General features: G+C 65.0%; 12 protein-coding genes and 3 pseudogenes. 12 read left to right on the plus strand and 3 right to left on the minus strand.

Going from position 1 to position 13461, the window contains the following annotated elements; genetic code table 11:
* Position 1 precedes the first annotated feature (1 nt).
* From IPF49_03260 to IPF49_03275, 4 genes are all read left to right on the plus strand, one after another.
* Positions 2-988 (plus strand): LLM class flavin-dependent oxidoreductase, encoded by a 987-nt coding sequence (locus IPF49_03260; GenBank protein ID MBK6286666.1) that lies wholly within the window; start codon positions 2-4, stop codon positions 986-988.
* Positions 989-1168: 180 nt separating this feature from the next.
* Positions 1169-2368 (plus strand): thiolase family protein, encoded by a 1200-nt coding sequence (locus IPF49_03265; protein ID MBK6286667.1) that lies wholly within the window; start codon positions 1169-1171, stop codon positions 2366-2368.
* Positions 2365-2607, plus strand: coding sequence for a hypothetical protein (locus IPF49_03270; protein ID MBK6286668.1), 243 nt, complete (start codon positions 2365-2367; stop codon positions 2605-2607). The genes IPF49_03265 and IPF49_03270 overlap by 4 nt, the downstream gene beginning before the upstream one ends.
* On the plus strand, positions 2604-2915 hold the full coding sequence (locus IPF49_03275; GenBank protein MBK6286669.1) for a hypothetical protein: 312 nt from the start codon (positions 2604-2606) through the stop codon (positions 2913-2915). The genes IPF49_03270 and IPF49_03275 overlap by 4 nt, the downstream gene beginning before the upstream one ends.
* A 329-nt stretch (positions 2916-3244) precedes the next feature.
* On the opposite strand, the pseudogene IPF49_03280 reads toward IPF49_03275, so the two are convergent.
* Together IPF49_03280 and IPF49_03285 are read right to left on the minus strand one after the other, a co-directional pair.
* Positions 3245-4158: pseudogene (locus IPF49_03280) on the minus strand (transposase).
* 192 nt (positions 4159-4350) lie between these two features.
* Positions 4351-4716 (minus strand): annotated as a pseudogene (locus IPF49_03285) (transposase zinc-binding domain-containing protein).
* 371 nt (positions 4717-5087) lie between these two features.
* Here IPF49_03285 and IPF49_03290 point away from each other — a divergent pair.
* The 3 genes and pseudogenes from IPF49_03290 (at position 5088) to IPF49_03300 (ending at position 7087) form a co-directional block, all read left to right on the plus strand.
* A pseudogene (locus IPF49_03290) lies at positions 5088-5345 on the plus strand (GDP-mannose 4,6-dehydratase).
* Between the two features lie 11 nt (positions 5346-5356).
* Complete coding sequence (locus IPF49_03295) at positions 5357-5695, plus strand: aldo/keto reductase (GenBank protein MBK6286670.1); 339 nt, start codon at positions 5357-5359, stop codon at positions 5693-5695.
* Positions 5696-6016: 321 nt separating this feature from the next.
* Entirely contained in the window at positions 6017-7087 is a 1071-nt protein-coding gene (locus IPF49_03300; GenBank protein ID MBK6286671.1) for a bifunctional enoyl-CoA hydratase/phosphate acetyltransferase, read from the plus strand.
* A 255-nt stretch (positions 7088-7342) separates the two neighbouring features.
* Here IPF49_03300 and IPF49_03305 read toward each other — a convergent pair whose 3' ends face one another.
* Positions 7343-7849, minus strand: coding sequence for a transposase (locus IPF49_03305; GenBank protein ID MBK6286672.1), 507 nt, complete (start codon positions 7847-7849; stop codon positions 7343-7345).
* Between the two features lie 132 nt (positions 7850-7981).
* Between IPF49_03305 and IPF49_03310 the strand changes: the two genes are divergently transcribed.
* The 5 genes from IPF49_03310 (at position 7982) to IPF49_03330 (ending at position 13449) form a co-directional block, all read left to right on the plus strand.
* Complete coding sequence (locus IPF49_03310) at positions 7982-8311, plus strand: helix-turn-helix transcriptional regulator (protein MBK6286673.1); 330 nt, start codon at positions 7982-7984, stop codon at positions 8309-8311.
* 488 nt (positions 8312-8799) lie between these two features.
* Positions 8800-10260, plus strand: coding sequence for an FAD-dependent oxidoreductase (locus tag IPF49_03315; protein MBK6286674.1), 1461 nt, complete (start codon positions 8800-8802; stop codon positions 10258-10260).
* Positions 10257-10646, plus strand: coding sequence for a c-type cytochrome (locus IPF49_03320; GenBank protein ID MBK6286675.1), 390 nt, complete (start codon positions 10257-10259; stop codon positions 10644-10646). The genes IPF49_03315 and IPF49_03320 overlap by 4 nt, the downstream gene beginning before the upstream one ends.
* 27 nt (positions 10647-10673) lie before the next feature.
* Positions 10674-13043: a TonB-dependent receptor gene (locus IPF49_03325; GenBank protein MBK6286676.1), complete on the plus strand. Its 2370-nt coding sequence runs from the start codon at positions 10674-10676 to the stop codon at positions 13041-13043.
* 145 nt (positions 13044-13188) lie between these two features.
* Entirely contained in the window at positions 13189-13449 is a 261-nt protein-coding gene (locus IPF49_03330; GenBank protein ID MBK6286677.1) for a hypothetical protein, read from the plus strand.
* Positions 13450-13461: the final 12 nt, after the last annotated feature.

The raw sequence follows: 13461 nt of genomic DNA on the forward strand, positions 1-13461 counted from the left end.
AATGACCCGACTGACACTGCGCTTCGATCTGCGCACCCCACCCTTTGCCCGTTGCCCCGACGATTACTACCGCACTGCGCTGGATATGGCCGAATGGGCCGATGCCCACGGCTTCAGCGAATGCATGGTCTCTGAACACCACGGCGAGGAGGATGGCTATCTACCATCGCCGCTGGTGATGGCCGCAGCGATCGCGGCCCGCACACGGCGGATGCGAATCCGCATCTCGGCCCTGATTCTGCCGCTGCACGATCCGCTGCGCATCGCGGAGGACGTGGCGGTGCTCGATCGTCTGAGCGGCGGACGCATCGAGCTGGTGTGCGTCGCCGGATTCCGCCCCGGAGAATTTGCCCAGTTCGACAAACCGTTCGCGGCACGGATCAAGCTGCTGGAACACGGGATTGCAACCCTCAAACAGGCCTGGAGCGGTGAGCCTTTCACGTACCAGGGGCGCAAGGTTCGAATCACTCCCCGCCCGCTCCAGCGCCCCCATCCTCCATTGCTCCTCGGCGGTTCTACGCCGCAGGCGGCACGCCGCGCGGCGCGTATCGCCGACGGCTTCGTGCCGGCGGTTCCAGAACTCTACCCGATCTATCACGAGACCTGTCAGACCCTCGGCGTCACTCCCTCGGAGCAGCGCCATTCGGGTTCGGCCGCCGCGGTATTTCTGTCTGCCGATCCCGCCGCCGCCTGGGCGCGCATCGCCCCGCACGCACTGCACGAGACCAACTCCTATGCGCGCTGGTACGCCGAAACCGGTACCGTCGGCCCCTATCAGCCGATCACCGAGGCCGCAACGCTGCGCGAATCCGGTCTCTACCAGGTGCTGAGCGTGAGCGAGGGGCTGGGCCTGGCGCAAACGCTGGGAGACAACGGTTGGCTGTTCGTGCATCCGTTGCTGGCCGGACTGGATCCTGAGGTGGGCTGGGAAACGCTGCGTCTTTTCGGTGAGGCGTTGCTGCCGGCATTGCGCCAGGCTCCAGACTGACAAGCGGGCGGCGGGAAAGCCGCCGGCGAGATCGTCGAGGACAGTACGTCCCGGCCCAGCGGCGGGTTTGGCCTGATCGAACAGCTTTTGGCCGCGCCCGTCATTGCGGATATGCTGGCGCCAGCGCATCATCGGTTCATCAGGGCGCCAAGCGGCCCATGCAAGACAGCGAGGTAGTCAATGGGACTCGAGGGCACAGCCGCGATAGCCGGCTACGTGGAACTGAAACCGGAAAAGAAACCGCCGGGCGATCCGCTGTTCAGCATCGAACAGTGGGCGCTGCTGGCCCAGGCGGCGCTGCAGGACGCCGGGATCGACAAACACGAAGTCGATGGTCTGGTCACATCCAGCATTGCGGAATCGGCGATGTTTGCGCCGGCGACGCTGGCCGAATACATGGGGCTGGAATTGAATTTCGCCGAGCATGTGGATCTCGGCGGCGCGAGCGCGGCGGGCGCGGTCTGGCGCGCGGCCGCGGCCATCGAACTCGGAATTGCCGAAGTCGTGGTCTGTGCGTTCCCCGCCGGACCGCTACCCATGCCACGCGAAATCAAGCCACACCCCTTTCCCTTCGGCGCCTCGAGCAACGAATACGGCTCACCGCAGGCGCAATTCGATATTCCCTACGGCAACCTCGCGCAGAACTGCGGCTATGCCCAGATCGCCAATCTCTACGCCTCGCGTTACGGCTACGACGCACGGGCACTGGCCAAGATCGCCGTCGACCAGCGCGCCAGCGCCTGCGCCAACCCGGATGCCTTCTTTTACGGCAAGCCGCTCACGATCGATGATGTGCTGAACAGCCCGATGATCGCCGACCCGATCCATCTGCTCGAAATCGTGATGCCGGTTGCCGGTGGTGCCGCCGTGGTGGTGACGAGTGCGGAACGCGCTGCCCGTACCAAAAACCGCCCGGTCCGGATCAGGGGCTTCGGCGAACGGCTGGCGTTCAAGACACCGACCTACGCCGCCGATCTGCTGCACACCCCCATCGCCGGTGCCGCGCAGCAGGCGTTCGCGATGGCCGGACTGGGTCACACCGACATCGACATGGTCTCCATCTACGATTGCTACACGATCACCGTGCTGATGACGCTGGAGGACGCGGGATTCTGTGGCAAGGGCGAGGGTGCAGGCTTCGTCCTCGCGCACGACCTGAGCTACCGCGGCGACTTCCCCTGCAATCCGCACGGCGGGCAACTCTCGTTCGGACAGACCGGCATGGCCGGCGGCATGCACCACGTCATCGACGGCACACGCCAGATCATGGGCCGCGCCGGCACCAACCAGGTCCGCAACTGCAACACGGCCTTCGTCAGCGGCAACGGCGGCATCATGAGCGAACAGGTCGTACTGATTCTCGAGGGTGTCCGAGCATGAAAAAACCCGCACCCGTACCCACACCCGACAGCCGTCCGTTCTGGAACGCCCTGGCCGAAAACAAGCTGCTGCTGAAACATTGCAGGCAGTGCTCGACGCTGTTCCACTACCCGCGCGTCGTCTGCCCGGAATGCCTTTCTTCCGATCTCGAGTGGCGCCAGGCAAGTGGCAAGGCGACGCTGTATACCTACACGATCTCGCGCCGTCCCACGCATCCCGTGACGTTGAGGGGAACATGAGTCACGGTGTAATGCTTGTCTTTACCAATCCGGCGTCACCGGCGGACGATGCCGAGTTTAATTCCTGGTACGACTCGATCCATCTGTCGCAGGTGATCGAACGAGTCGATGGCATTGTGGGTGCCAGGCGCTACGACGTCAATCCAGATGCTAATGGCCGCAAGTATCTTGCGGTGTACGAGCTTGATCGCGATAGTGCTCTCGTCGAACAGAATCTTGGCGAGGCTTTCGACGCTGGGCGCCTCGATGCAACACCGACGCTTCAGCTGGACCCTCCTCCTCTCATCATTTACGCCAACGCCCGCTAGACATTTTCGGGGAGAAACCGATGTCGAAATCACTCAAGCGCCGCCAGGTCATTCTCGGGGCAGAAGGAAGGATAAGCAGAATAAAGCCCCTGCCCGACCGAATCCAACTGTCCGGTACCGCCGTCCGGTACGGCTGACGCCCAGCGGCATGCGTGTGTCCTGCCCACGAATTGCCCGGATCCTCGACCGCACCGTAGGCAAACGCGGGCGATCCACTATTCGGAACGCCCTACGATCCGTCTTCACCGTGCTTGAACACAGCACCGCCCCCTGCCGATCCCCGATCGCAGCGTCCCTGCTCCCGATTCGCGCGCGCTCCCGTGCGCCGCTCACGCACTCACCGGCGGCCCTGTCGACGGTGGGCCGAGTGAGGCAGTGTCACTCTCGGTCTTCCCCCGCACATGCTCGAGGATCCGCTCGATCAGCGCCGGCTCCTCGATGCAGGCGATGATCTTCACCGCCTGGCCGCAGCGCACGCAGCTCTCCACGTCGATGCCAAAGACCCGCTTCAGTCGTTGGGCCCAACTCATCGCCGCGTGCCGCTCGATGGCAGAGCGCTCGGGCTGCGCGGTTCCCTTTCCCTTCCTCCGGCCCCTGCCCGAGGGCGTCACCTCCGCACGCCAGCGGTGGTTCGGTGCCAGCACGCCGTGGTAGCGAGTCAAGTTGACGCGAGGGCGCGGCACCAATGCAGCAAGGCGGGCGATGAAATCCAGAGGTTCGAAAACGACGTGCGTCGTCCCGTCGCGGTACGGCGTCTTGAGCAGGTACACCACCTTGCCCTGCGCATTCACCGTGAGCCGCTGCTCGGCCACCGCCGGGCGGGCGATGTAGCGGCACAGCCGCTCGCGCACCGTGCGCTGGTGTGCCTCGCAGCTCACGCCGGCGTGTAAGGAAAGCCGTTCGCCTTCGCCACCCGCTCGTTGCGCGGTTCCTCGCCCGCGAGCGCCGTGATCGTGCGCAGCACCAGCGCCTTGCGCCCGGCCTGCGGCCCCACCGCGATGCGGTAGGTCACTGAGCTGCCGAGGAGCTGGCGTATCGCATCCGTGTCCTCGACGGACGGCAGCTCGAGCCACGCACTCTCCGCATCGCGCTGCAACAGCCCCATCCGCTCCAGCGCCCGCCCCACCCGCTCGGCGATCTGCTGCACCAGGTGCTCAAGCTCCTCGCGCTCCGGCGCCTTCACCCGCCTGAAGCGCAGCCCGCCGACCGAACGCGGCACGTACACGCCGTCCAGGCAGAGCATGTGCAGGTGGATGTTCAAGTTCAAGGCGCTGCCGAAGCGCTGCACCAGCGTCACCGCACCCGTGGCCACCTCCTTGCATCTGAACCCGGCCTTGTGCGCGAGGTGCGTGACGAGCAGGCGGTAGATCACCTCCAGTGCCTTGGCGAGTGCCTCGGGGCGGGAGGCAAAGAGAAAGCGCAGCGCGAAGGGGAAGCTGACCACCCACTGGCGCAGGGGCAGCGCCGGCAGCACCTCGTCGGCAAGGAGCGCAGCCGTCTCGGCCATGCGCCGGGCGCCGCAGCTGGGGCAGAAGCCTCGCTTCTTGCAGCTGAAAGCCACGAGCCGCTCGAAGTGGCAGGACTCGCAGCGTACGCGCAAAAAGCCGTGCTCGAGCCGCCCGCACTTCAGGTAGGCCTCGAACTCCCTCTCGACATACGCGGGCAAGACCTTGCCCTGCTCGGCCAGGGACGCAACGAATGCCGGGTAATGCTGCTCCACCAGCCGGTAGAGACGGGTTTCCTCGGGGCGGTGGCGCGCGTAGGCGAGTCCACCGGCAGCTTCCCTGCCGTGTGCTTGCATCGGCTGCGCGTCCTTGCGCTGCCAAGGGTTGCCTCAGTGTGGATCTGTGGCGTCTCCGCGTGCAAGCCACAGCCAGCCAGGTAGCTCTCCACATCGATGCCGACAAATCGACAGGAAAGCCGATTTGCCACGACCGCCAGGTCGCCCCGAAGGGGTGCGGCACACGGATGTGCCGCATGCACACCCGCCTCAGCCGTCGCGCCCACGTCATCGCCGCGTGCGGCTCGATCGCGGATCGCTCGGGCTTTGCAATGCCCCTGCCCGTCTTCCGGCCCCTGCCCGAGGGCGTTACCTCCGCACGCCAGCGGTGATTCGGCGCCAGCACACCGTGGTAACGGGTGTGGTTCACACGTGGCCTCGGCACCAGTGACCAGTTCGATCCGGTGCAGACGACCAAGACCTCCGTGCATGGTGCGATCAACATGCTCGGCCTGGCCAAGCGGCTCAAGGTGCCGATCCTCCAGGCCTCGACCTCCGAGGTCTATGGCGATCCCGAAGTCCATCCCCAGCACGAGTCCTACTGGGGGCGCGTCAACCCGGTCGGGCCGCGCAGTTGCTACGATGAAGGCAAGCGCTGCGCCGAAACCCTGTTCTTCGATTACCAGTCGAGGCGGTCCTCGGACGCGAGAAGCCGGATTTCGTGCAGGTCGACTATTCGCTCGACAACCGCAAGGCACACGAGCGCATCCTGCCGCTGGCGGCCGACGTGGGGGCGGGCGTGCTGACGGCCTTGCCGTTCGGTCGCGGCCGCCTGTTCCGAACCGTGCGCGGCAAGGAGATGCCGGATTGGGCGCGGGCCTTCGCTGGCAGCTGGGCCCAGTTCTTCCTCAAGTACCTGCTTGCTGATGTGCGGGTCACTGCGGTCATCCCGGGCACGTCCGATCCGGCGCACATGGCCGACAACCTGGGCGCTATGCGCGGCCGCCTGCCGGATACGCAGGAGCGCAAGCGAATGATCGATTTCGTCGGCAACCTGTAGCGGGTAGGGCGCGCCCGGCGCCCAACCACCGAGCGCAATGACGACGGGCATGAAGGCCAACCCAGGCGCCACCATGATCAGGGCGGTGCGCCAGGCCTTCCGCCCGCATGCCGGCCTCAGGAAGCACCGCAGACTTGGCAATCGCCTCCGCTGCCGACGCGCGCTTGGTCACGTGGGATGAGCGACTATCATATTGTGCAGTGCACAATCGCGGCCGCAATACCGGCGATCCGGAGTGCCGCGGAGCACAAATCCCCCACGCAGGAGATGAAACCGTTGGGTGAGTCAAAGATCACCTCGGTTGAAGGAACGGATCGAAGCATGCGCAACCTTACTTTCGACGAGATCCAGATCGGCCGCCCGTTCACCCTCTCGCGGACCCTGAGCCGGCCGGACATCGAAGCACTCGCCTTCGCGGCCGGCACGATCGACACCTTCGCGCTCGATGGCAACGGGCACGCTGGCGCCGAGTCGGTGCAGGCGGTCAGCGCGGCGACGCTGATCAATCACCTCGTGAATCGGCAGTTCCCGGGCGCCGGCAGCGTGCTCATCGGGCAAAGCTTCACCTTCAGCGGCGAACTGAAGACGGGCGACACGGTCGTCGCAACCCTGACGCCACTCGCCAAGGATGCTGCGCGCGGTGCGGTGACGATCGAATGCGCCGTCACCGACGCTGCCGGCAGCAGCGTGCTGGCCGGCCAGGTCATCGTGCTCGCGCCGAGCGTCGGCGCCGAACAGCCCGAGATCGCGCCGACCGAAGTGATCTTTCGCCGCACCGATGCGCTCGGTCGCCTGATCCGGCGTGCCGAGCAGGGCGCGCCGGTGTCGACCGCGATCGTCCACCCGTGCGACCGCGATTCGCTGCTCGGTGCGATCGAGGCCGCCCGGCGCGGCCTGATCGAGCCGGTGCTCGTCGGCCCGGAGGCAAAGATCCGCGCTGCCGCGGCGGACGCGGAAGTCGACCTCGCGCCGTACCGGATCGTCGGCGTCGAGCACAGCCACGCGGCGGCGGCGCGCGCGGTCGCGATGGCGCACAACGGCGAAGTAGCGGCGCTGATGAAGGGCAGCCTGCACACCGACGAGCTGATGGCCGCGGTGGTGGCGCGCGATGGTGGCCTGCGCACCGCGCGCCGCATCAGCCACGTGTACCTGATGGACGTGCCGTCCTATCCGCGCCTGCTGCTCGTGACAGACGCCGCGGTGAACGTCGCGCCGGATGTCCTCACCAAGGCCGATATCCTGCAAAACGCCTTCGACCTCGCGCACGCGATCGGCATCGACGAGCCGAAGGCGGCCGTGCTCGCGGCGGTCGAGACCGTCAATCCGGCGATGGCGGCGACGGTGGATGCGGCGATGCTGTGCAAGATGGTCGACCGCGGCCAGAAAGGATAAGCAGAATAAAGCCCCTGCCCGACCGAATCCAACTGTCCGGTACCGCCGTCCGGTACGGCTGACGCCCAGCGGCATGCGTGTGTCCTGCCCACGAATTGCCCGGATCCTCGACCGCACCGTAGGCAAACGCGGGCGATCCACTATTCGGAACGCCCTACGATCCGTCTTCACCGTGCTTGAACACAGCACCGCCCCTGCCGATCCCCCGATCGCAGCGTCCCTGCTCCCGATTCGCGCGCGCTCCGTGTGCGCCGCTCACGCACTCACCGGCGGCCCTGTCGACGGTGGGCCGAGTGAGGCAGTGTCACTCTCGGTCTTCCCCCGCACATGCTCGAGGATCCGCTCGATCAGCGCCGGCTCCTCGATGCAGGCGATGATCTTCACCGCCTGGCCGCAGCGCACGCAGCTCTCCACGTCGATGCCAAAGACCCGCTTCAGTCGTTGGGCCCAACTCATCGCCGCGTGCCGCTCGATGGCAGAGCGCTCGGGCTGCGCGGTTCCCTTTCCCTTCCTCCGGCCCCTGCCCGAGGGCGTCACCTCCGCACGCCAGCGGTGGTTCGGTGCCAGCACGCCGTGGTAGCGAGTCAAGTTGACGCGAGGGCGCGGCACCAATGCAGCAAGGCGGGCGATGAATCCAGAGGTTCGAAAACGACGTGCGTCGTCCCGTCGCGGTACGGCGTCTTGAGCAGGTACACCACCTTGCCCTGCGCATTCACCGTGAGCCGCTGCTCGGCCACCGCCGGGCGGGCGATGTAGCGGCACAGCCGCTCGCGCACCGTGCGCTGGTGTGCCTCGCAGCTCACGCCGGCGTGTAAGGAAAAGCCGTTCGCCTTCGCCACCCGCTCGTTGCGCGGTTCCTCGCCCGGAAACTGAGAAAACGGTGAGACAAAACCGATCCTTCGGTTTATCCCGAGGATCATTTCGTTTCTCGGCTATAACCCGGAGCCGCCGAACCCGACCACGACCGCCGAGCATCTCAAGTCGAAGAGACGGGCACTCGGGTGGAGTCAAAAGCAGGCTGCCCGGCACCTTGGAGTGGATCCCGATACTTGGTCAAACTGGGAGTGTGGTGGCGCGATCATGGCGTTGGCGCACCGACGACTAGTTGCCGCGCACCTTGGCCTGTCTGAAGGCGGCGTGTACGCAGCGATGAAGAAGCGTTGGAACTACTTGCACCGGAAATCCCGAACCGGAGAATACCTTCTCGTGACCCCGTGGCCGTGAGCAGTACGTTCGCCCCCGCAAGTATTGAACCGTCATCCATACGGCGGCCTTTTGCACGCACGCGTTCGAAGCTCCGTCTCATGCACCGGTAGAGCCAGAAGGAAGCCGCTCGGTACGTTGGGGTCGATCCCTGTACCTGGACGAACTGGGAATGTCGCGGCAACGACGCGTCGTCCCACCAGCAGACTCCCATTGCCATGTTCCTGACCAGATGAAACGTAGTTTGAACCCGTGAGACCAATCCGGGCGGCAGCGATTCCTATGGGTCATTTGTAGGAGTGGTGGGAGCATCAGGACTTGAGCCAGGCGAGCGACGGTGACCGACCGTCGGCGGGTCAACTTACCGAGAGTCCTGTATTTGAACTGCGATTCGTCTCCGTCGCCGCGAGCACTTGGCGCGTCATGTCAATGTTTATGGCTTGACGTGTCAAGCGGAGCAGCGGGCTCGATCCTTAGCATTGCGCCAGAGTTGCTACGGGAATCATCCAATGGCGTGCAAGCGAGAAACCAGTTTGCCGGATCCGGGCCGACGGCGCTTTGTTTGCGGCTCCGGCGCCGCGACCCTGAGTGCCGGTCTTGCCGCAGTACTCGGACATACGGTGGCGAAAGCCGGGGACCGCAATACGACGAGCCGATTTTCTGGCTGCGACGTCGATGTCGTGGTGATCGGCGGCGGTTTCGCCGGCGTTGCGGCCGCGCGCGACTGCCGCGAGAACGGCTACAGCGCGCTGGTGCTGGAGGCGCGCAATCGCCTCGGCGGGCGCACCTTCACGTCGGAATTCGAGGGCCAGAGCATCGAACTCGGCGGCACGTGGATCCACTGGTCGCAACCCTTCGTGTGGGCGGAAAAGGAGCGTTACGGGCTCGATGTTATCGAGACTCCCGGCGCCGTGCCCGACAAGATGCTGCTGCGCATGGACGGCAAGGTCGTCGAACTCGGCGAGGCCGACGTCGCCGCCGTGATGGATGCCTTTCGCACCTACACCGCGGCGTCGCGTGCGATTCTCCCGCAGCCCTACGACATGCACCACCACTGGGATGGCGTGCTCGCGGCGGACAAGGTCAGCGCGAAGGCGCAGTTGCAGAGCCTTGATCTCACGGCCCTGCAGCGCAATGCGCTCGACGCGCTCTTCGCCTCTATCGCGCACAACCGTCCCGACGCGATCTCGTATGCCGACACGCTGCGTGTGCCTGCGCTCGCGGGCCACAACGATCTGCTGCTGTGGATGGATACGGTCGGGCGCTTCAAGCTCAAACAGGGCACCGCCGCGCTGATCCGCAAGATGGTGGAGGACGGGCAGCCGGAAGTGCGGCTGTCGACGCCGGTCAAGCGCATCGAGGATCTTGGCGATCGCGTGCGCGTCACGACCCACCGTGGCGAGAAGATCGTCGCCGCGGCGGCGGTCGTGGCCTTGCCGATGAACGTGCTCGGCGATCTCGAATTCACGCCAGCGCTCGATGCGGGGCTCCTCGAAGCTGCGAAAGAGCGGCATACCGGGGTCGGGTTCAAGATCTACATCCGCGCCAAGGGCAGGCTCGGCAACCTGTTCATGATGGCGGACTCGACGCACCGCCTGAATAGCGTGCTCACCTATCACGAGGCTGAGGATCACACGATCTTCGGCGGATTTGGCGCGGACCGCGCGACGCTCGACAGCAACGACGAGGCTGCGGTGCAGGAGGCGCTGCGCGAATTCCTCCCGGACGTGGTCGTCGAGAGCGTGATCGGCTACGACTGGGTGCTCGATCCGTATTCGCGTGGCACTTGGGCCGCTTACCGGCCGGGCTGGCTGGCGAAATACCACGCGCTGTTCGGGCGCGACCGCGGCCGTATGTTCTTCGCGCAGGGCGATCACGGCGACGGCTGGCGTGGTTTTATCGATGGCGCGATCGGCGCCGGGATCAGGGCTGCGCAGCGCATCGCGACAACGCTGGGGCGCGCGCCATGAGCAACCGGCCGAGATTCCGGATGGCTGCGGCGTGCGCCATAGTCGCGCTGTTCTTCTGCGCAGAGGGACAAGCGTCCTGCGATGTCGCCGCAGGCGAAAAAATCTTTGCCAAGTGCGCAGCCTGCCATTCGCTGGAGCCGGGCCAGCACCTGATGGGACCCAGCCTGCACGCCGTGCTCGGCCGGCACGCGGGCCGCGCGGATGGCTTCGTCTACTCGCTCGCGATGGAACGCGCAAAGATCACCTGGACCGCGGAAACACTGGAGGCGTTCATCGCCGATCCGGCTGGGTACGTGCCGGGCACCGCGATGCCATTTGCCGGACTGAAATCACCCGAACAGCGCGCCGCGCTGGTCTGCATGTTCCAACACACCACTACTCGTTAAGACGATTCCCCGCGGGAGGCCTACGCGATGAACCACGGCAGCAACTGTTTGAGCGCATCCATTGCCGCGCTGCTCTCCTCGATCGCGTTGAGCGTGCACGCACAGGCGCCGCAGCTTGAGGAGATCATCGTTACCGCGCAGAAGCGCGCGGAGAACCTGCAGTCGGTTCCGGTTTCGGTTTCCGCGCTGTCGGCCGCGAATCTGGAGAGCTTCAAGTACCGCGACGCCGGCGAGATCGCGGCACAGATCCCCAACCTGCAGGCGAGCAATCCGAGCGGCGACGGCTTTCCGATCTTCTCGCTGCGCGGCGTGTCGATGAGCGACTACAGCTTCAACCAGAGTAGTCCGGTCGCGAGCTATGTCGACGAGGTCTACAAGGGCAACCCCGCGATCCGGGGCGTGCAGATGTACGACCTGGAGCGCATCGAGGTGCTGCGTGGGCCGCAGGGCACGCTGTACGGCAAGAACAGCACCGGCGGCGCGGTGAACTTCATCACCCGGCGCCCGACCTACGATCGCTCGGGCAATCTGACGCTCGGCGCCGGCGACTACGGTCGAAAGGAAGTACGCGCCGCTGTAGAGACACCGCTGGTCGCGGATACGCTGGCTCTGCGCGTGGCGGGAACCTGGGCCAAGGCCGACGGCTGGCAGGAGAACGTGAATCCCGGTATCGAGGACGGCAGCGCGGTCGACGAGCACGGCCTGCGCGCGACGCTGCTGTGGGAACCGAGCGATGGCGTCGAAATGGTCCTGCGCGTCTCGACCGGCAAGCAGGACGCGGTCAACTACGGCATCCAGGCCTACAACATCAGCGCGGACGGCGTCGGCGCGGGTCTGTACGGACTCTACAACCTGCTCGGCGCGACAACGGCGGTCGATTCGCATCGCGACGGGCTGGACTACTTCGAAATCGATTCCGACCAGGACAAGCACCGCTTGATCGAAAACGACGCGCTCGCCCTGACCGCGAACATCGATCTGAACGACACGCTGACACTCACCTCGATCACGTCCTGGGACGACGGCAAGATCCTGGTTCCCGAGGACGTCGACGGCACCTCGAACCGCGTGCTCAGCGCCGATTACTACGCCGAGACCACACAGGTCTCGCAGGACCTGCGCATCACCTCCGACAGCGAATCCAGGTTCAACTACATCGTCGGCCTGTATTACGCGAAAGAAGAGGTGTCGAACCAGACCACACTGGGCTCCTGGCAGGATTTGGATCTCAATGCCGACGGCACGCAGGACTACAACGATTGTCTGGACCCGCTCTATGTAAGCCTAGGGCTAGGCGCCGCGACACAGGCGGGCGCCGATCTGGAAACTGTGCTCAATGGGTTCGGCCTGAGCCTGGGTGGGTTCACGCCTGCCGGCTGCCAAGCGCAGAACGACTTCGACCAGGACCGCACCAGCAAGGCGATTTACGCGGACACGAAGTACGAATTTACCGACGCGCTCACGCTGCGCCTCGGACTGCGCTACACCGAGGACGAGTCGGAACTGAGCAGTTTCTCGGCGCGCCTGCTCGGCAACGACGACGTGCCGCTCCTGAACACGATTCCCGGCGATCCGCTCGATCCCTTCGCACAGGCCCCGGACGACGATTTCACCGACCGCGAGTGGACCGGCAAGCTCGGCATCGACTACACGACCGCGGCCGGCACGCTGCTGTATGCAAGTTACAGCCACGGCTACCGAAACGGCGCTTTCAATGCGCAGGCCTTCTTCGATCCCTCCGAGCTGACCAAGGTCGATCCGGAATTGCTCGACAGCTTCGAACTCGGCATGAAGACGCAACTCTTCGACGGCAGCATGCAATTGAACGGCGCGGTGTTCTACTACGCCTACGAGAACCAGCAGTTCCTCAATGTCGACGCTGCGACCCTGGCGCAGACCCTGATCAATATCGACGAGTCGGAAATACTGGGTGCGGAGTTCGAGTTGAGCGCGCGACCGACGGAAACCCTGCTCGTGCAAGCGGGCCTGGGACTGCTCGATACGGAAGTGACCAAAGGATCGCTGAGTGGCATCGACTTGAAAGGAAACGAGCTGCTGGTAGCTCCCGCGCTCGATTTCAACATCGCGGCGGACTGGGATGTGCTGCACACCGGGCTCGGCACCTTCATGCTGCGCCTCGATGCCAGCTACGTCGACGATCATTACTTCGAGATCTTCAACACCGAGCGCCTGCAACAGGACGGTTACTGGCTGAGCAACGCGCGACTGCAGTTCGATTCCAGCGCGGAGTCCTGGCAGGTGGCGCTGTGGTGCAAGAACCTCGCCGACGAGGAGTACCGCACCTCGGTGATCGACCTGCAGGCCTCCTTCGGCTTCGACTACAGCCATATCGGGGCGCCGCGAACCTACGGTGCCGAATTTACTTTCCGCTTTTGACTTGATGCGGGAGTCTTTGAAGATGATTGCTCTGATGTTGCGTAGCAAGGGCCTGACCATGATCCTCGCCGGGTTGCTGTTCGTGGCGGCGCCGCGACTCGTGATGGGATAGCTTGATTTTGAATCGCAGGCGGGCGCGGAACTCGTGCTGCGCCTGTTCGGTCTGTTCGGCGCCGCGATGGGAGTCACGCTGTTCATGCACGCACCGCAGGGAACCGACAATTTCCGGCGCGGCGAATTGATGAGTTTCGTGGCTGCGGACGCGTCAGCCTGTATCCTGCTGTTGCAGTACGCGCTGCAGGGTGCCATCGGATGGCCGGGCTACGTACTGATGCTCACCTATCTGTCGAGCTTCGCATTGTTCGGTTATGTTTTGCTGATGATGCGTCGAGTGACGAGGAACTGACCGCAGCCCAGG

Source organism: Gammaproteobacteria bacterium, assembly GCA_016705365.1.
GTDB lineage: Bacteria > Pseudomonadota > Gammaproteobacteria > Pseudomonadales > UBA5518 > UBA5518.

Bases quoted from the DNA above. Each gene is read 5' to 3' on its own strand.
- IPF49_03265 (MBK6286667.1), top strand. From the start codon at position 1,169: ATGGGACTCGAGGGCACAGCCGCGATAGCCGGCTACGTGGAACTGAAA.
- IPF49_03300 (MBK6286671.1), top strand. From the start codon at position 6,017: ATGCGCAACCTTACTTTCGACGAGATCCAGATCGGCCGCCCGTTCACC.
- IPF49_03320 (MBK6286675.1), top strand. From the start codon at position 10,257: ATGAGCAACCGGCCGAGATTCCGGATGGCTGCGGCGTGCGCCATAGTC.
- IPF49_03315 (MBK6286674.1), top strand. From the start codon at position 8,800: ATGGCGTGCAAGCGAGAAACCAGTTTGCCGGATCCGGGCCGACGGCGC.
- IPF49_03325 (MBK6286676.1), top strand. From the start codon at position 10,674: ATGAACCACGGCAGCAACTGTTTGAGCGCATCCATTGCCGCGCTGCTC.
- IPF49_03260 (MBK6286666.1), top strand. From the start codon at position 2: ATGACCCGACTGACACTGCGCTTCGATCTGCGCACCCCACCCTTTGCC.
- IPF49_03270 (MBK6286668.1), top strand. From the start codon at position 2,365: ATGAAAAAACCCGCACCCGTACCCACACCCGACAGCCGTCCGTTCTGG.
- IPF49_03275 (MBK6286669.1), top strand. From the start codon at position 2,604: ATGAGTCACGGTGTAATGCTTGTCTTTACCAATCCGGCGTCACCGGCG.